General features: G+C 58.0%; 15 protein-coding genes. 10 read left to right on the top strand and 5 right to left on the bottom strand.

What is annotated here, in order from left to right:
• Positions 1-99: 99 nt before the first annotated feature.
• Entirely contained in the window at positions 100-1,593 is a 1,494-nt protein-coding gene (locus tag NKJ12_RS25345; RefSeq protein WP_352507544.1) for a lipopolysaccharide biosynthesis protein, read from the bottom strand.
• On the bottom strand, positions 1,590-2,699 hold the full coding sequence (locus NKJ12_RS25340) for a hypothetical protein (protein ID WP_352507545.1): 1,110 nt from the start codon (positions 2,697-2,699) through the stop codon (positions 1,590-1,592). The genes NKJ12_RS25345 and NKJ12_RS25340 overlap by 4 nt, the downstream gene beginning before the upstream one ends.
• A gap of 269 nt (positions 2,700-2,968) precedes the next feature.
• Between NKJ12_RS25340 and NKJ12_RS25335 the strand changes: the two genes are divergently transcribed.
• From NKJ12_RS25335 to NKJ12_RS25315, 5 genes are all read left to right on the top strand, one after another.
• Complete coding sequence (locus NKJ12_RS25335; protein WP_352507546.1) at positions 2,969-4,036, top strand: glycosyltransferase family 2 protein; 1,068 nt, start codon at positions 2,969-2,971, stop codon at positions 4,034-4,036.
• A 307-nt stretch (positions 4,037-4,343) separates the two neighbouring features.
• A complete protein-coding gene (locus NKJ12_RS25330; RefSeq protein ID WP_352705768.1) occupies positions 4,344-5,774 on the top strand; it encodes a DUF4214 domain-containing protein in 1,431 nt (476 codons plus the stop codon).
• A 382-nt stretch (positions 5,775-6,156) separates the two neighbouring features.
• Positions 6,157-6,504, top strand: a complete 348-nt coding sequence (locus NKJ12_RS25325) for a polysaccharide pyruvyl transferase family protein (protein ID WP_352507548.1) — start codon at positions 6,157-6,159, stop codon at positions 6,502-6,504.
• A gap of 624 nt (positions 6,505-7,128) precedes the next feature.
• Positions 7,129-8,190 carry an NAD-dependent epimerase/dehydratase family protein gene (locus NKJ12_RS25320; RefSeq protein ID WP_352705765.1) on the top strand — a complete coding sequence of 354 codons (1,062 nt, stop codon included), beginning with the start codon at positions 7,129-7,131 and terminating at the stop codon, positions 8,188-8,190.
• 5 nt (positions 8,191-8,195) lie between these two features.
• Positions 8,196-9,518, top strand: coding sequence for a DUF4910 domain-containing protein (locus NKJ12_RS25315; RefSeq protein WP_352705763.1), 1,323 nt, complete (start codon positions 8,196-8,198; stop codon positions 9,516-9,518).
• A 37-nt stretch (positions 9,519-9,555) separates the two neighbouring features.
• On the opposite strand, the gene rfbC is transcribed toward NKJ12_RS25315, so the two are convergent.
• Complete coding sequence (rfbC, locus tag NKJ12_RS25310; RefSeq protein WP_352705761.1) at positions 9,556-10,095, bottom strand: dTDP-4-dehydrorhamnose 3,5-epimerase; 540 nt, start codon at positions 10,093-10,095, stop codon at positions 9,556-9,558.
• A 339-nt stretch (positions 10,096-10,434) separates the two neighbouring features.
• Here rfbC and NKJ12_RS25305 point away from each other — a divergent pair, with 339 nt between their 5' ends.
• From NKJ12_RS25305 to NKJ12_RS25290, 4 genes are all read left to right on the top strand, one after another.
• Positions 10,435-11,730: a methyltransferase domain-containing protein gene (locus tag NKJ12_RS25305; protein ID WP_352705759.1), complete on the top strand. Its 1,296-nt coding sequence runs from the start codon at positions 10,435-10,437 to the stop codon at positions 11,728-11,730.
• Positions 11,727-12,542: a sugar phosphate nucleotidyltransferase gene (locus NKJ12_RS25300; RefSeq protein WP_352507553.1), complete on the top strand. Its 816-nt coding sequence runs from the start codon at positions 11,727-11,729 to the stop codon at positions 12,540-12,542. The genes NKJ12_RS25305 and NKJ12_RS25300 overlap by 4 nt, the downstream gene beginning before the upstream one ends.
• A complete protein-coding gene (locus NKJ12_RS25295) occupies positions 12,539-13,192 on the top strand; it encodes a PIG-L deacetylase family protein (protein ID WP_352507554.1) in 654 nt (217 codons plus the stop codon). Before NKJ12_RS25300 ends, NKJ12_RS25295 begins: the two co-directional genes overlap by 4 nt.
• A 239-nt stretch (positions 13,193-13,431) precedes the next feature.
• Complete coding sequence (locus NKJ12_RS25290) at positions 13,432-13,614, top strand: hypothetical protein (protein ID WP_352705756.1); 183 nt, start codon at positions 13,432-13,434, stop codon at positions 13,612-13,614.
• A gap of 139 nt (positions 13,615-13,753) precedes the next feature.
• On the opposite strand, the gene NKJ12_RS25285 is transcribed toward NKJ12_RS25290, so the two are convergent.
• Both NKJ12_RS25285 and NKJ12_RS25280 read right to left on the bottom strand, forming a co-directional pair.
• Positions 13,754-14,512, bottom strand: a complete 759-nt coding sequence (locus tag NKJ12_RS25285; protein ID WP_352507591.1) for a LuxR C-terminal-related transcriptional regulator — start codon at positions 14,510-14,512, stop codon at positions 13,754-13,756.
• Between the two features lie 561 nt (positions 14,513-15,073).
• Positions 15,074-15,730: a Crp/Fnr family transcriptional regulator gene (locus tag NKJ12_RS25280; RefSeq protein WP_352705754.1), complete on the bottom strand. Its 657-nt coding sequence runs from the start codon at positions 15,728-15,730 to the stop codon at positions 15,074-15,076.
• A gap of 377 nt (positions 15,731-16,107) precedes the next feature.
• On the opposite strand from NKJ12_RS25280, the gene ligD reads away from it, so the two are divergent.
• Entirely contained in the window at positions 16,108-18,687 is a 2,580-nt protein-coding gene (gene ligD, locus NKJ12_RS25275) for a non-homologous end-joining DNA ligase (RefSeq protein WP_352705751.1), read from the top strand.
• The last annotated feature ends 335 nt before the right edge of the window (positions 18,688-19,022 follow it).

Genomic DNA, 19,022 nt, shown 5'->3' with positions numbered 1-19,022 from the left:
CCCGGCGCCAATCTATCCAAAACGTCAGGCGATCCGAAGGCGTGTTTCCACAGCCAAGACATTCATCCTGCGCGCCAGGCCTCGCCATTGCCAACTGCCTCAAGCGCCGGCCCGCGCCTCGCCTCGGAAGCTCAGCAGCACATCCTGGAACAGCTTGATCTGCCCCAACACGAACAGCAAGACGAATCCGTAGATACTGGTCAGGACCACCCCTCCCGCCACGAGCCGCAGAAGCGAAGGAACCTCGGGGCCGAGATAGCGCTGGACTGCCAGCGCACCCGCCGAGGCCACGATGCCGGACATCCACGGCCTCATGATCGTCCGCAACAGATCCCCGACTGAAACCGGCGTACGATGCAGGCTCCACGCCAGGTGGGGATAGAGCCAGAGCAGCAGCGCCGTCGAGTAGCTCAGAGCCACTCCCTCGGGGCCGAAGGAAATCCCGACGCAGTAGGAAACGATGACGAGAGGGGCGATGGCAAAGGCCAGATACAGGCTGCGCTTCTGCCTGCCGGTCGAGATGAGCAGCCAATATGTGGGGTTGATGATCCCGAACACCAAGATGGTAGGGGTGAGCAGCCGGAAGATAGTCGCCGCCTCCGTCCACTGCGAGCCTAGCACCACGGTGATGATTTCGTGTGCGAACAGGAACGAGAACATTGTGATGGGAACCGTTACCGCGATGACGATCGAGTATCCCTTGAGGTAGAAGTTCCGTAACCGCGCGGGATCATGCTGCATCCGCGATAACGCCGAGAACAGTACCGCACCGACGGCGCTGTTGATGGTCGCCGTGGGAATGCCGATCAACTGGAAGGCCCGGGCATATAATCCAAGTGATCCGGCGCCCCAGAACCGCCCGAGAAGGACTTTCTCGGCATTGTAGCCAATATAGACGACAAGGCCGTTCAGCGTGACAATTCCACCGAAATGCAAGAGCGAGCCGATATTGGCGCCGCGCCGAGGGAGTCCAGGAATCCACCCAGTGGCGATCCAGTAGCCCAGGCTGCTGACCGCCGGTGAGATAAGGGTCGGGGCGATCAGTGCCCAGTACCCATCGCCACGGAACGCCAGCAGCACACCGGCCATGATGCCCAGGCACAGGGCGCCTGTATCGATTCCGCTCAGGGTGACATAACGCAGATTGCGCTCCAGCAGAGCGGCATGCTGCACACCGGCCGCGTTAAGCAGGAAACCTGGAGCGATCGCGATGGTGATCCAGAGCAGGCGCGGCTCATGGTAGAAGGTGGAGATGAGGTAGGCACTTGCGGCGCAGACCAGTGTGAGGAGGATCCCTACCAGTACATTGATCCAGAACAGGGCCGAGACCTGCTCGAACGAAATCTCATGCCTTTGGATTGTCGCGGAGGAAAGCCCGGCGGTGGTGAAGACATCCAAAATGCCTGTGAGTGCCACCACCATCGCGACCAGACCAAAATCGTTAGGGCTGAGCAGGCGTGCCAATGTGGCAATGTAGCCCACCCTGAGCATCAGGTTCGCGCCCTGGCTCACCATCCTGGCAACGCCACTTTGAATGGCTTCGCTCTTAAGGTTACGGCGCTCGCCTTTCGCGGTCGGGGTCTTGTCGGTCATGTATCACTGGCTGCATGTGCGCTTGGCTCCGTTTGAGCGGTCTGCGCGTGCCTTCTCTGATCAGTCATGTCGCCAGAGGCCCTCTCGAGCCATATCTCTCGCCACCAAGGATAGATGGCTCTTGGGCACTGCATCCGGCAATCGCTATACCGCGAGTTGCACCAGACTTTCTCCAAGATAACGGCCGGCCCTCTGAGATTGGTAAGAAGTCCGGTCTTTTCATTAACGAACGTTGTCACGCGTGATCTGACTTTGAAGATATGACCGCAATAGGGAACCATCTCCGCATCGAAAGTAAGACCCTGGCTCTTGTTGTCGGCATCCAAGGTCGCGAGGATTTCTTCATAGGATCTAACCCTGATCAACTCGCCGGGTTGGAGATCAAGCTTGACAGTCGGAACCGGCTGGCCGGTAGGGATTGATCCCCGATATCGCGGGAAAGGAACGCCACCATAGAGGTGCTGCACCTTGTCATAAACCCAGCTGACACCCAAGGACAACCTGGTGAGGCCTAAACGGCGCGTGTAATGATAGCAACTGAATATCGTTGCATAGACGAACCCGGCGAAGAGGCGCCATGCGCCGGCATTTCCCGATGCATAGTCTTCCGCATATTGCCGAACATCCCACCAAGGAAGAGGGGTAGTCGCCTCCAGAAGTTCTGTGGCTTGGCATGAGTATCTCGGACCACCCGACAAAGGCTGATTCTTGGCGCGCGCACCAGCCAGCACATCGCTTTCTGTGCAACCCGTTCCGTCCGCCATCTTAGTCGGAAGCGAGACAGCCCCATTCGAGGACGGCGAGTCCACAGGCTTAAGCCATGCCTCCTTCCAGAAAACCAGGCACGCCGCCTGACAGCCTCCAAACGCGTTGCCGTCGCACCTCAGTTTTTCAAGATGGATGACGCCGGATAACTTACGTCCGCCAGCAAAGTTGATCGTGTCACACGTCTTGTGCGCGCGCTTGTAAACACGAAAGCGGAGGCCACAATATCGAAACATTTGTGGCATAAAAGGGAGCTTCTCAAGCCGACCATTTTTGTCGAGTGTACGAAGGATTTCTTCCTTAGACCGCACCTCGACCCAGTCTCCGACCCTCAGTGACATGCAGCACCCCCGTTCACAGCGCGCTCCGGAACAATGTCATTTGCCTAGTGTCAAAACCATACCATCTCTAGACTCTGACAGCCGGCCCCGAATTAGCGGTAGCTACCCTCCACTTTTGATTGAGTGGACCAGTAGCTATCCTATTGTTACGATGCAAACGTGGGCCCACGCAGAAGTTTCCTGACCACCGAAAGCGGCTCGGTGCGAAGATGTCGGATCGCTAGTGCGGAGCGGTTTCCCGACGCTGTGCAATAATCTGGAGTGTGCTCATGCCCAGCGTCGACGTAGTCATTCCGAACTATCAGTTCGGGCGCTTCCTGCCCGGCTGTATCAAAAGTGTGCTGTCGCAGGATGTAGAGAATTTGCGCGTGCTCGTCATAGACAACGCGTCGACTGATAACAGCCTCGAGGTAGCCCGTGCTTTAGCGGCCGCCGATCCGCGGATCCAAGTTATCGCCCATCCGGTCAATGTCGGGCTTATGGCCTCCATGAACGAAGGCATCGACCAGGCGAGAGCGGATTACTTTATGATACTTTGTTCCGACGATATTCTTGTGCCCGACAGTCTGTCACGTGCCATCTCTATAATGGAGAAACATCCTACACTAACCGTCGCGCAAGGGGGGGCACAAATCCTTAATGTCGAGGGTGCTCTGCCGACCGAGTTGACCGCTGCAGAGCCGCCGGCTTGGACAATTATTTCTGGATCAGAATATATAGAGGATGTCTGCCGCCGCCCCTTGCAACGGCCGGTCGGGTTCATATTGGTACGAACGGTCGCGCAGAAACGTGCAGGCTATTACATCAGGGAATTGCCGTTCACCAATGACCTTGAGATGCTGATGCGGCTGGCCAGTATCGGGGATGTTGCTGAGACAAATACTATTCAGGGAATCCGAAGGGAGCACAGGAGCAATATTTCGAGCGCTTACTGGCAGGACTTCAAGCTTAGACTGGATTCCGTGTATATGGCCATCGAGACCTTCTTATCGTCCTACAGCATGGTCAAAAACCAATCAGGCAAGTTGCTTATGCTCGCGCGAGTGAGTTTGGCCTGTGATGCCTACTGGTCGGCCGTATCACATCTGATCCGGGGTAGGTATCGTGAGGCCTTTGGTCTGTTCAAGTTCGCCTTCAGCCTGTCGCCGCATTTGGCAGTCCTCCCTCCCGTTGCTCATCTTTTCAGGAGAAAGGATGTTCTCTCTCGGATCCGAGTGGTATTCTCCGAGGTATTTGAACGGGCTGATAAGAGAGGTCGTGCCGCCTCGTATGGACCAAGTATTAGTGCAGCGGACCAGAGTGCCAACCGCAAGCATTGCACAAAAACAGAGACTTGAAGTACCCCGCGTGAATCTTGCCAGGCGCAACGCGCTTTTAAAGAGATCCGGCAGACAGAAATCGCAGAATCTTTCACTTCCTCTGCGTCCCGCTCGGATAGTCTGACAAACCGGGTGAAGGTCATGCCGTCCAATAGGCTAGGGAATGAACACCGTCTAAAGGTCATGCCGTCCAAATAGGCTAGAGAATGAACACCGTCTAAAGCGGTAACGAGAGCTTCCACTCAACCGTATGAGCAAATTGCGCCCAGCGTACGCAATCCCCACTATCCCGAATTTCGAAGTGGGGTAGGGAGGCCCGTGTGCCGTGTCGTTTCGTCTTGCAATCGCTGCGGCCTGCCTGCTCGCAACAGCTGCGCCTGCATCCGCCGATTTCCTCTGGGGCATCAATGGCCATCCAATAGTTTCCTATCCGGGCATCCCGGTCGAAAGGCAACTCGATTTCATCAAGGATCTCGGCCTCAAATCGTACCGGGTCAACGTCACGGCAGAGGACCAGGTAGATAGCCTTGCCCACCTTGTCGAAGCGGGAAAGACGAGAGGGATCGAGATCCTGCCCCTCATCACGCCCGGAGTCGACCTGGACAAGGACAACCCGGACGAGCTCTACGGGAATGCCCGGAGACTGGCGGTCACCCTCGGCACCAGGTTCAAGAACGACATTCGGGTTTGGGAACTCGGTAACGAGATGGAGAACTATGCCATCATCAAGCCCTGTGAGAAACGCGACGACGGCTCGCAATATCCATGTGGATGGGGGCCGGCAGGAGGAACGGGAACGCTCGACTACTTCGGCCCGCGCTGGGTGAAGGTGAGCGCCGTCCTCAAAGGCCTGTCCGACGGCATGACAGAGGTCGACCCGGGGATCAGGAAGGCGTTGGGCACCGCCGGATGGGGCCACACCGGCGCGTTCGCGCGGATGAAGCACGACGGGATCGCCTGGGATATCTCGGTCTGGCACATGTACGGCGAAGATCCAGAATGGGCTTTCCGCGAAATTTCTGGTTATGGCAAGCCGATCTGGGTCACCGAATTCAACAATCCTTCCGGAAGTCAGCGCAGCGAGCGGCAGCAGGCCGACGGTATCAAGCAGGCAATGACGCGGCTTCGCGAACTCAAGGAGAAGTACAAGGTCGAGGCCGCACACATCTACGAACTGCTCGATGAGACCTACTGGGCCCCGAGCTTCGAAGCCAATATGGGGTTGGTGAGGCTCGTGGGTCCCTCCGATGGCAAATGGGTGACCGGTGAACCGAAGCCTGCCTACAAGACGGTACGGGACTTCACCCGCGGTCCTTTGCCGCTGACCAAGCCGCATCGGGACTGCGACACCGAGACCATGGCTGCAGACCAGTCCACGCAGGTGCGGCAGGCAAGTTTCGTCTACTGCCTCATCCTTGGCCACAAGGGCGACACGGCCAGCGTGAATCAATGGTCGGCGGCACTTGAAAGCGGAGACACCAAACTCGCCGACATGATCATGGAAATGATGCGCTCGGACGAATACGAAACCAGATATGCCACGATCGGCCTAACGGACCGCGACTATGTCGGTTTTTTGTATTTGCTGCTTCTGAACCATCCCGCGGACGGTTACGGACTGGAAAGCTACACCCGCCAGTTGCGTGCGGGTTCCATGACGCGTGAGGCCGTGGCCTTCGGAATCATCACTTCGGCGGAGTTCAAATCCAGGCACGCCGCCATCCGCGAAACCTCCACGGTGCCGAACCCTGAGTGAGCAGAGCCAATGAGCGCCATACGTGAGCCACGGGAGGTCGCGGCCTTGCCACGACCGCAAGGCGAGGCAGCGGCAACCGCCGGCGGCAGGGAACCGGGCATCGCCATCTTGGGCCTGTTCGGCTGCGGCAACCTTGGCAATGACGGCTCGCCCGAATCCATGCTCTGTTCCTCAAGGAGAAGCGACCCAACGCGCGGATCGCGAGAGGAGAGGGGATCGCCGGCCTTCTCGACTGCATTTTCCTGAAAATCCCCCGCAAGGTGATGGATCTCCTCCGTGCAGTCCGGCACATCCGCAAGGCGAAAGTCATAGTCGTGCCTGGAACGGGAATCCTTGACTATTTCGGCGACCGCCCGTTGGGCATGCCCTTCGACGTCTTCAAATGGTGCCTTGCAGCGCATCTCGCGGAACGCGCATTGCTTTTGTCAGTGTAGGTGCCGGGCCGGTGGGACATCGCGTCAGCCGATGGCTGATAACAAGCGCGGCCCGCATGCCGGACTACCGGAGCTACAGGGACACTGCCTCGAGGGAATTCATGGCAAGCGTCGGCGTCGACACCAGCCGGGAGTCGATGGATCCCGATCTCGCTTTCACGCTGCCCGTTCCGCAATCTGCCAATGCCGACCCTTCACACCCGCTCACGGTCGGTGTCGGCGTAATGAACTACCGCGGCTGGTGCGGTTTCGAGGAGCGCGGGCTGGGCATCTCTGAATCTTATTTGCCAAAGTAGCGATATTCGTCACCTACCTCCTGGCCAGCGGCTACAATGTCCGCCCTCGCACAGGCGACGAAGGTGATACTCCCGCGGTCGAGGCGGTCCTGGCGGCCCTGGGCGAAACTGATACCCAAGGGCTTTCGTGCCCACCCGTCCATTCCCTTCGCGACGTCTTCGGCCAACTCGCCCTGACCGATCTCGTGGTGGCGATCCGCTTCCAGTATTGTGGCCGCCCTGATGGCGGGAAAGCCCGTGATATCACTGGGCTATACGCTGAAGAACGACCAATTGCCCGGTCAGAGCGGTTCCGTCAGAATTTTGCCAGCGCGTCGAAAGCTTCGATGTCGAAATCTTGATCAGGCAGTGGCTTGTGGCGCATCGGGAAAGAACATGCGCGCAGGGTCCGTAACAGCGTCGAAAAATTCAGGGAGAGCCTCGAAGTCCAGCACGAATTCCTGCTCTCGACCATTCTTTGACGGAAAAGCCGTCGAAAGGACTAGGGGCTCACCGCCCGAAAGAGGTAGCCGACGGTAAGGCTTCGTCCAACGGGGCATCCTGATCGCCCATTGGCGTTCTCCCCCACTCCTCTCAGCCCACGTAGCCTCTGCGTGATCATATCCGCCCGAGAAGAGGTGTGCGATGAAAGTCATAGTAACCGGTCATCAAGGCTATATCGGCTCGGTGATGGTGACGATGCTGCTCCGTGCTGGGCATTCGGTAACAGGCTACGATAGCGACCTGTACCGGCGCTGCACCTTTGCTTGGGGAGGAGAGCAGGCTTCCGTCCCGTCCATCCAAAAGGACGTCAGGGACGTGCAAGCGCGCGACCTCGAAGGATTCGACGCCGTCATTCACCTGGCGGCTCTTTCCAACGACCCGCTGTCCGACTTCGATCCAGACATCACCTACGAGATCAATCACAAGGGTAGCGTCCGCTTCGCGAAGGCGGCCAAGGAGGCGGGCGTGTCGCGCTTCCTCTTCGCGTCATCGTGCAGCAATTACGGACAGGCGGGCGACGGAATGGTCGACGAAACGGGCGAGCTCAAGCCGGTTACGCCCTACGGCTGGTCCAAGGTGCTTTCCGAACGGGATATTTCCGAACTGGCCGACAGCAGCTTCTCTCCGACCTATTTCCGGCCCGCCACGGCCTACGGGCTGTCGCCCCGGCTCCGCTTCGACATTGTGCTGAACAATCTTGTCGCCTGGGCCGTTACCAGAGGGGTGATCCTCCTGAAATCCGACGGGACACCGTGGCGGCCGATCGTCCACATCGAGGACTTTTCCAGGGCGTTTATTGCCGGACTGGAAGCACCGCGCGAGATCATTCACAACGAAGCCTTCAATGTGGGTCGGACGGATCACAATTACAGGATCCGCGATATAGCCAAGATCGTCGCCGAGGTCGTGCCGGGCTGCCGACTCGAATTCGCGTCCGATGCTGGACCCGACAAACGATCCTATCGCGTCAGCTTCGACAAAATCGCGCGTACCCTGCCTGCCTTCAAGCCGCAATGGGATGCGCGTAAGGGTGCCGAGCAGCTTTACCAAGCTTACCGCAAGTCGAATGTTACTCTCGAGGAATTCGAGGGGCCCCGCTTCCAGCGCATCGGCCATATCCGGTATCTTTTGGCCAACGGACTTTTAGTCGGGCGCATGCGGGTCGCTGAACGTTCGACAACGCTGGATGTCGCAGCCGAGTAATGGGAATGGAACACCTGAACCCCTACGGACTCGGGCCGCGGCCGTCTTCTATCGGCGTCGGCCAGGAAATCTATGCCTTGGTCGAACGTCTCTTTCCGATCTGCAGGAGCATCACCGGAGATGGGGTGCGACAAACGCTGGATATCCTATCGGGACACGTTGATTTGGAAAGGCACGAAGTGCCCACCGGGACGCAGGTGCTCGACTGGACTGTTCCGAGGGAGTGGAACATCCGCTCGGCGAGCATCACAGGCCCGGACGGGAAAACGGTCGTGGATTTCGCCGACTCCAACTTGCACGTCGTCAACTACAGCGTACCCTTCAAGGGAGTCCTGCCGCTCGACGAACTGCGGCCGCACATCCATACGCTGCCTGAACAGCCAGAGGTGATCCCATACCGCACCTGCTATTACGCCCCGGCATGGGGCTTCTGCGTGGCCTACGAATGTGTCGCCAAGATGCCCGACGGCCTCTATCGGGTGGAGATCGATGCTGAACTCAAGGACGGCAGTCTCACTTACGGCGAATACCTGCACTGCGGGCAGACGGAGCGGGAATTCTTTCTTTCGGCACACATCTGCCACCCGTCACTGGCCAACGACAACTGTTCAGGCCTGGCCCTGCTGGCAACCCTTGCTAGAAGCCTGAAGGCAAGGAAAACAAGATACAGCTACCGCTTCCTGTTCGCTCCGGGCACGATCGGCTCGATCGCATGGCTGTCGCTCAACGAGGACCGGACACATCTGATCGACCACGGTCTGGTGCTGTCATGCGTTGGCGATGCCGCTAGCCCGGCATATAAGCGCAGTCGTCAGGGCGACGCCTTCATCGACCGTGCCATGGCCCATGTGCTCGGGCAGGAAGCAGGGGCAAAGTTGATGGATTTCTCCCCTTACGGCTATGATGAGAGGCAATATTGTTCGCCGGGCTTCAATCTTCCAGTCGGCATGTTTCAGCGAAGCGTCCACGGCACCTTCCCCGAATACCACACGTCGGCGGACAATCTCGACTTCATCGGCCCGGAGCACCTGGAAGACTCCTTCCGGATTCTGACGGATGTGATCGACATCGTCGAAGGGGACTGGACGCCTTCGAACCTTTTTCCCAAGGGCGAACCACAGCTCGGCAGACGCGGCCTCTACGCAGCCCTGGGAGGGCAGAAGTCTTCGGGAGCAACCTCGATGTCCCTGCTTTGGGTGCTCAATCTCGCCGACGGACAGCATTCGCTTCTTTCCATGGCGGAGTGCTCGGGTCTGCCATTCAGGGAATTGGCCGGCGCCGCGAGATTACTGTCAGATCACGGTCTCCTGGCCGAGGGGCCTCCATGAGCGCTGTTGAACCTTTCGCTTCCAGTCTTTCGGTTCATTAGGGGACCGGCTTCTTGACCAGCGGCCACGTCCTGTCTTTCTCCGACATGGAGGTCGGCATCAAAGGCCAGTTTATCGAAATGGCGGGGTCGCTGTAGCGGACGCCTTTCGATGCGTGGGGTGTATAGAACTGCGATATGAGATACGAGACCTCGGCATCGTTCGTCAGGGTCTGGAGCCCGTGGGCGAACCCGGCAGGGATGTAGACCTGTTTCATGTTTTCGGGCGTCAACTCGAAACTCAGCCAGCTGTAGCGCGTCGGCGAGTTCAGGCGCAAGTCCACGACGACATCAAAAATCGCGCCGCGGACACAGGAGACAAGCTTTACCTCGGCATACGGATCCTCTTGATAATGCAGCCCCCGGAGGGTTCCCTTTTCGACCGAATGAGCGCGGCTGTGCTGGACAAAGCGCGTCACCAGCCCGCAATCAGCCATTTCTTTTTCGCAGAACAGGCGGGTGAAGGAACCGCGGTCGTCAATCACCGGCGTCGGTTCGATCAGCCAGACACCCTTCAGCTCCGTTTCGGTAAACTGCATGTCAACTTTAGCCCCAGTTGCCGGGTAAGGACCGGCAGTCCAATTGTTGGCATCGCCCGCTCGGGCTGGAAGAGCTACCTAAGTCTTAGGTGGCTTCTCCAATGGCGGTATGCCGGGCCGGTCGCTTACCCGATCGAGGGTCTTGGCGGCTTCACTGCCCCTACGGTTTGCCTATTAGGATTAAGGCAACCCAACGGATTGGCAAATCGAACCCGCGCGCGCACCGTCCTAAGCTGCCGCTGCCATAAAAGAAGCACCTCCTGCGGAGCGCGGCGGCAAAGGTTCTTGGTCAGGCCAATGGGTCTCCGTCTTTTCAAACCAGCGGGACAGGAGCACGGAATGAACATTCAGGCTGTCGAAATCGTTCGCGAGCATAACGGGGCACGCCGGACTGCCAGCTGCAGACTTTGCGGATCGCGCCTGTGCCACACGCTAGTTGATCTAGGCATGTCGCCTCCTTGCGAGGGCTTCCTGCGGGCCGACCAGCTCGACCAGATGGAACTCTATTACCCGCTCAAAGTACTGGTCTGCGACAGCTGCTACCTGGTGCAACTCAAGGAGTACATGAGCCCCGAGACCATCTTCAGCGAATATGCCTACTTCTCTTCCTTCTCGACAAGTTGGGTAGCCCACTCGAAAGCCTATTGCGAGGCGATCACGAAGCGGCTTGGGCTTGGAACTCACAGCTTTGCGGTGGAACTGGCAAGCAACGACGGTTACCTGCTGCAGCACTTCCTGCCGCTCGGCGTTCCCGTGCTTGGCGTCGAGCCGGCGGCCAACGTTGCGCGCGCTGCGGTCGAGAAGGGCGTGCCTACCCGAGTCGACTTTTTTGGAGCGCGGCTGGCAAATGAAATGGCGACCGAAGGGCTTCACGCCGATCTCATCATTGGCAACAACGTCCTGGCGCAGGTGCCGAACCTCAACGACTTCGTCGCGGGAATGAAAATCCTTCTCAAACCAGAGGGCGTAATCACTCTCGAGTTCCCGCACATCGAGCGGCTGATGGCCGAGAACCAGTTCGATACCATCTACCACGAGCATTTTTCATATTTCTCGCTGCTGACGATCGATCTGATGGCGGCCCGCCACCGGTTGCGGCTCATTGATGTCGAGGAACTGCCCACCCATGGCGGCTCGCTGCGTGTTTATCTCGCCAACGAGGGCAGCAGCTGGGCCGTGGATCACAATGTCGGCGAACTCCTCGACCGTGAAAAGAGGCACGGGCTGACTGTAATGACGACCTACACCTCCTTCGGCTACAAGGCGCAGCGCGCGAAGCGAGATCTCCTAGCGTTCCTGATTTCGGCTAAAAACGAAGGCAAGAGGATCTGCGGGTACGGCGCGCCTGGCAAGGGCAACACGCTGCTCAACTACTGCGCTATCGGCACCGACTTCCTCGATTTCACGGTGGACCGCAATCCATATAAGCACGGCCGCTTCACGCCGGGCATGCACATCCCAATCAAGCCCATCGACGCGATCGATCAGGCCAAGCCAGATTACATCCTAATCCTTCCGTGGAACCTGAAGGACGAGATCGTCCAGCAGATGCACCATGTCGCCGCTTGGGGCGCGAAATTCGTGGTGCCAATCCCTTTCGTGACAGTGATCGATTCATCGGAGTTACCAAGATGAAAGTCATCCTTTTCTGCGGAGGCCGCGGGACCCGGATCCGGGACTATTCCGAAAGCATACCGAAGCCGATGATTCCGCTCGGCCAGCAGCCGATCCTGCGCCACGTCATGCAGTGGTACAGCGATTACGGACATGACGAATTCGTCTTGTGCCTGGGCTACAAGGCAACCGTCATTAAGGATTTCTTTCTGAACACCCGGCCACAGACCTTTTCCGATTGCGTGGTCACGCATGGTGGCCAGGACGTGAAGCTGCTTGGCGACATCGTCAAGGACTGGAGCATTACCCTGCTCGACACGGGCATCTGGCGCAACATCGGAGAGCGCCTCTGGGCCGCGCGGGATCACGTCAGGAACGAGAGGATGTTCCTGGCCAACTACTCCGACGGCCTGACCGATGTCGACCTCGACGATATGATCGCGAAGTTCGAGGCCAGCGGCAAGATCGGCTGCTTCCTTGCCGTGCACGCGCCGCTGACATACCACTTGGCCGACATCGCGGAAGACGGCCGCGTGCGCGAGTTCCGCACGACGGAAACGTCGGAGATCTGGATCAATGGCGGCTACTTCGTATTCCGCCCCGAAATCTTCGACTACATACGCGACGGCGAGGAACTTGTTCTCGAACCCTTCGGACGACTCATCGCTGACAACAAGCTGATGGCGTACAAGCACGAAGGGTTCTGGCGTTCGATGGACACGCTGCGCGATTGGCAATCACTTGAAGACATGGTCGAAAAGGGCGACATGCCCTGGAATATGAAGGTCACCGCCGAGAAAAACAGGCGCAATGTGCTGCTGGCCGTATCATGAGGGGGCTTGGCCTCGCACGTCGCGGGGAGGAACTCTCGATCCTCTGCCTTGGTGCCCATTCCGACGACATCGAAATCGGTGCGGGAGGCACGATACTCGGCCTGATCGCGTCGGGCGTCAAACTAGACGTCCGCTGGTGCGTGCTGAGCGCAGGCGGTCGACGGGTCGCGGAAGCCAGGGCTTCGGCCGAAGCATTCCTCGAAGGATCGAGCTCGTCCACGGTCGACGTTGCGGATTTCGAAGACAGCTACTTCCCTGCCCATAGCCGATCGATCAAGCAGTGGCTGACGGATGTAAGATCACGGGTTGATCCCGACGTGGTGTTAACCCACGCTAGGTTCGACGCCCATCAGGACCACCGGGAGGTTAACCAACTGACCTGGAACGTCTTCCGCGATCATCTAGTGCTCGAGTACGAGATCCCGAAATGGGATGGCGACCTTTGCCAGCCCAATGCCTACGTGCCGCTCACGGCCGACGTGCTGAAGCGCAAGATCGAGCTCCTCTACGAACATTTCGGGACGCAGCGCTCCAAGGACTGGTTCGACCGCGAGACATTCGCCGGGCTTGCGAGGTTGCGCGGAATGGAATGCCGAGCACCAGAGCATTTCGCCGAGGCCTTCACGCTCCGGAAGATCAAAATTCTTTAGCAGTTGGCCCATATTCTCCTGTGAATAAGGGTGGATCAACGAATTGATCGAGTGAAACAGCTTGTATTCACCGCCTGAGTTGATAAGAAAAAGAATACATACATTAAATATAACGAATTTTTACTACCATTTTGAATTTGAGGGGTTCACATCAAAATGGGCAAAGCAAAAATAGCTTCTGGATTGTCGTTCAGCGAAGTCGGATCGGAACGGTCGAGGGCGGAGAAGCCGGAGTTCTGGTGTGGAAACGCGACCAACTGGTGGCGGTCCTTACCCAGATCGACGAGGAAGTCTACTCCACGAAAGGCAAATGGTTTCTCGAGACGGGGTTCGGGCTGCTGAGCGGGCAGCACAAGAATTTCGACACGATCGAGGAGGCCATACGATGGGTTGGCAGACACACCTATCCCGAGCCTGCTTAGACTGCAGATTGAGCGGCCGATTCCGCGGCAGCAATTAACCCGACTTACGCTCAACTGGGCAAACTGACGATCGTGCCGAAGACCCATGACGGAGGCCCTTCGACTTCCGGGACCCAAGGCAGGCAGCATTATGCCTGGGTCACTCTTGAGCCAGAGTTCCTTCCGCGAGGAGATCGTTGACCTTGTAGGCGACTTCCGTGCGGTTGGTCGCCTTCAGCTTCTTCATGATATTTCGGATGTGGACCTTCACGGTGCTTTCGCGCAGATTCAGTTCGTAGGCGATGATCTTGTTCGCCTTGCCGCGCCGAAGCGCCTGGGCAACCTCGGCCTGCCTGAGCGTGAACATGCCTGTCAAAGGCTGCGTGTCGCGACTGCCCGAATCTATCAGGTGCCGCATGGAAAGGACACTGCTCGCTGGCACGAAGATGCCGCCCGCTGCCGCAAGGTTGATAGCCTCGACACAGACGTCGATACCGACTGAGGTCGGAATGTAGCCGCGTGCGCCGCATTCGAGAGCGGTCAGTATCTGTGCAAGCTCTTCGGTGTCGGCCAGGATGACCACAGGAACTGATTTGAACTCGGACGAAATATGACTGATCTCGTCTGCGATGCCATGATCGGTGACCTTCCGGCCGCCAAGGTTGAAGAGTATGGCTGCAAGGGGAAGGGCCGAACCCTTCTTCACGCGCCATTCGCCGATCGAACCCATGGCGACGACCTGCATGCCGAGATCGTGGTCCACGAGAGCCGATGCGAGACACTCGCGGTCTAAGGCTCTTCCGTCCAGGATGAGGAGACATTCCCTGCCTGCTTGCCCGCGGACGCTTTCCGTTCCGTCGGAAGGAACTCCTGACCGATTGGCCGAAGTGTAGTTATGCAGTTCTGCTGTGGAATCCATATCAATACCCACTCTTTCCCGAACAAGCCGCCTTGCGGCGGCCGATATAGTATCCTCATTCCCTAGCATTGAAGGTTTGATACCACGCCTTGTGAAAGGTCGAGGCTCGATTACCCCACTAAACCCTTTTGCAGTTCTCCGCCCTCAGCGAGACCAGCTTGGGAAGTGTAAGGTTTATTATTAAGCAGTCTCTAACATAGGTTGTCTTTTCATAATTTTCAGACAATCCCATGCCGAGCTGGACTGCAATCTGGCTGAAGACGCAGGCATGGACCGCCGCAGGCACTAGCGATCGACGTTCGACTGCCTGCTGGCGATGGCCAAGCGGCCCAACGCTTTAGCTCGAGAACGCTTGGTCTACCCGTACTATGTGGGCACTTGCAGATATTTCGGCAGCGCGCCGGTCCTCGCGACAGACCGTGTTGCCGTCGCGGCTGCCGCCGTCGAGACATACGCTCCCTGCCAGGTATGCGGCGCACGACCAGTTGTCCGCAAACGTCGTGTCTCCCAGCGGAAAATTTACTGATGGCCGATGCGCTGCCGCTCGAACAGAGATACCCGTTACCTGAGATACTCTTTATCGAATCCGGCTGTTTCAACCAGCTTCTTGCGGTTGATCACCTCTACATGGCCTGACTTGAAAGAGACGAGATCGGCCTTGCGAAGTTCCCTTAATGTTCGGTTGACGTGAACGGTGGTCATTCCAAGAATGTCGGCCAGTTCATTTTGGGTAAGGGGACAATCATATCTTCCATGGGCCGACAGCCCAACCATGGAGAGCCTCTCCTCCAACTCGAGCAGGAAATGGGCCGTGCGCCTCATCGCGTTCCGCCGCCCGGTATTCATAAGATGTTCGGCAAGGATGGCGTTCAGGCGGGCCAGGGAGTAGGCGATCTTCTTGCCGAGGCGGCCGTCCGACAAGATCGCCTCTACCAGTTCCTTACTGGAAATTTCATAAACGGCTAGTTCGGTTATGGCCGCCAGTGACGCTAGACGGGGTCCGTCCGCACCACGGAAACCGACAATGTCCCCCCTAAGAGGAGTGTCGATGATCTGCCGTTCTCCGTCCAGTAATCCCTGGTAAAGGATGGCCCAACCCGATTTTACGATGAATATCTCGCTGTTGTCGTCATCCTGGCGGCATATCACCGAATGGGGTTTGTAGATTTTTGCGGTAATACCGAGAAAATCGTCGTTCCCCCACTCGTTCTTTGACAATGTCCCCCCTATGGGATGAGAGCTTATGAACTGCAATAATGTTTGCATGGAGTATCACGAGGTTGCTTCTATTTCCCATCACCTTCCATGTAATCTCCATTATCTCCCGGATAATTTCGACAGAACGACCTCTTACCCTAGGGGCAGGCTGGCCCACTGTCCTCGTCTGTTTGAATGAGGTAAACTGTTGCAAGGGCGGTTAAGCCTCCGAGTATCCACCGTAAGGAGGAGTGCCTGCCGCGTCCTGCAGTTGCGGGATCTTAGGCTACGCCCTTTGGCTCTCTTGCCCGGAATACCCACCTGCCGAAAGATGAGCCGTCGGACAGCGTCCTGCGTGCGCACACCAGGGCCAAACCAAGCGGGAGGGCCGATCAACAATGCAGGTCTCTTTACCGGGCTTGCTGGTGTGCGCGGCTATTTTGGTCGTTGCCTACTATTCCAGGGGAATGCTGATCATAGGCCTGATAGCTTCCCAGGCGTTCGGCGCGACGGCCCTCATGACCCTGACCTTTTTAGGTGGATCATCTCCACTGATCTACACCATGTTTGCGGCCCTGCTCGTCATGGCGGTTACTGCAAGGCGTCGCATCTGGTTCGACCTTGGCAGCGTATTCGGAAGCATCCGCCCTGTTTGGGTTCTCACGAGCCTCATAGCGTACGCAATCATCGGAGCATGGCTGTTTCCAAGATTCTTCGCAGGACAGACCGCCGTCTTCGTACAGTCGAAAACCCGCGGCGCCGTCGTCGAAGCTTCTCTCGCGCCGGTTTCGGGCAACGTTTCCCAGACGGGCTACTTCATTCTTGGCGGGCTCACCGCCATCGCGCTTTGTGCGCTGCTGCTGCACTCCAACAGGATCGATCAGGTCCGCCGCGGCTTCTTTCTGTGGTGCGGTCTGCACACAGGCATGGGGCTGGTCGATTTCATTGGCAAGAACGCTGGGGCGGGAGATTTGCTCTCCCCGATCAGAACCGCGAACTACGCCCTTATAACGGAGGCGGTCGAGGCAGGATTCGTTCGGATCACGGGACCTTTTTCGGAGGCCTCTTCCTTCGCTGGCGTTTCCCTCGCCTGCTTGGCATTCTGCTACACGTACTGGAGAAAGACTAAATCACGCCTTGCCCAGTGGCTGGCAGGCGTCCTGCTCTTCCTGACCATTCTGTCGACATCATCGACCGCCTACGCTGGTCTGATTCTCCTGTGCATTCCGGTCGCCTTCTCGACGTTGCTTTCGGTCCTCAGGGGGAAGGTTCAGCGCGAGGAGATACTGATAACCGCGCTAATGGCCACAGGCGTGGTGGCCATAATAGGCATCAGCCTCTACAATGCCGAGCTCCTAGAACCGTTCGTCAAGCTAATAAACGCCACCATTATCAACAAGGCGGATTCTGCCTCCGGCGAGGAGCGCACCTACTGGAACATCAAGAGCCTGCAATCCTTCCTGGACACCAGTGGCCTTGGCGTCGGTTTCGGCAGTTCGAGGGCATCGAGCTGGCCGATCGCAGTTCTGTCCCAGCTTGGCGTCTTCGGATCGCTCCTGATGACCATCATGCTCGGTGTCGTCGTCCGCGGAATGGGCCGGGTACGCAAATGGGTGGACCCGGAGACCGATGCAGTCGTGACGAGCGTCAGAAACGCTTCCCTCGCCAGCATAGTTGCCGGCTCAGTGTCAGGTGGCGGCGCCGATCCAGGCATTCTCTTCTTCACCGCATTTGCCGTCGTTGCCGCCACGAGGACGCATGCTCGGCGCACCATGGCAGCAAAACGATCAAACTGGCTACTGATCAAGCATAGCGATCAACAAGCTCGCGACGGTGATGGCGAAGCGGTCTTGGCGGAGGCCTCCGGCCGAACTGTGGCGACGATCGGCGCCGGAAAGCGTGCAGGCACAAAACCTTTTGCGATGAGCGGCTTCGCAGCAGGCAGTGGCGGCGTCGTGTGGGACAGTAACCCGGGCGCACCCAGGGACAAGCGTGCTACCAAAAAAGCAAAGCCGTCCCAGCCCCACCGGAAAGCTGCCTCGCGCACTGCCGAGGCAAGAATGCCGGAGTTCATCGCCCCTCAAATGTGCGAGACCCTGTCCCGACCCCCTGGTGGGCGCGAGTGGGTCCACGAGATTAAGCTCGACGGCTATCGAATCCAGCTGCGTGTTCAAGCCGGCGCCGTCACGCTGAAGACGCGCAAAGGCCTGGATTGGACCTACAAGTTTGCGGCAATTGCAAAAGAGGCGTCAAGCCTTCCCGATGTCATCATCGATGGCGAGATCGTGGCGCATGGCGAAAACGGAGCGCCGGATTTTTCCGCCCTACAGGCCGCTTTGTCGCTGAGGAGAACCAATGACCTTGTCTTCTTTGCCTTTGACATATTGTTCGATGACGCTGGCGAGTTGCGGCAAATGCCGCTCTGCGCCCGGAAGGAGCGCCTGAAACAGATGCTAAGCAATGTTCATCATGGGGAGGGCAGTCAGCTCGTCCGTTATGTGGAACACTTCGCAAATAGCGGTCATGCGGCCCTGCGAGTTGCGGGCATCATCTCGAAGAAGATCGATGCGGTGTACGTGTCGGGCAGAAGCGATGGCTGGGCGAAATCAAAATGTCGGTCTGGCCATGAAGTGATTATCGGGGGGTGGTCATCCACCAACGGCAAGTTTCGGTCGTTGTTGGTTGGCGTCAATCGCGGTGACCATTTCGCCTACATTGGCCGGGTAGGGACGGGCTACAGTAAGGCGAAGGTCAAGCAGCTTCTCCCACGTCTAAAGGCTGCCGAGGCTAAGACGTCGCCCTTCGCCGGCAATGGAGCCCCAAAAGAAGATCCGGCCGTATTTTGGACCAGACCGGAACTTGTTGCAGAAATCGAAATGGCGGGCTGGACACGCGGTGGCAATGTTAGGCAGGGTGCGTTCAAAGGTTTGCGCGACGACAAGTCAGCAAAAGACCTGGGAGCCGAACGCCCCGCCTAGGCCGGAACATCGAGGCGCCGAACCCTCAAAAAAGGCAAGTAGTTAAGCCGGCTGGCCGGCACAGGGCCTCATGCATAGGAGACGAGCCTCATGGAAGATACCTGATTTGTTGGTTTGGATATTCACAAACAACGGATTTCGATTGCGGTGGCGGAGAGTGGACGCTCCGGATCTCATGAGATCCGGGTTCCGATGAACGGCTTTTCCGTGGCTCTGTTTGGGCGCTCCAACTTGAGAGCGTAGTCATTGCCTCTATACTAAGGCCGCTGCCAACACTTAGGCCTGCCTCAATCCGACGCCGGGAGTCCCCTGCGAGTTGAGGGAAGCGGCTATTC

This window comes from Mesorhizobium sp. M0195 (genome assembly GCF_040322115.1).
In the GTDB taxonomy this organism is placed as follows: Bacteria; Pseudomonadota; Alphaproteobacteria; order Rhizobiales; family Rhizobiaceae; genus Mesorhizobium.
This window is presented reverse-complemented; position numbering and strand designations above follow the sequence as displayed.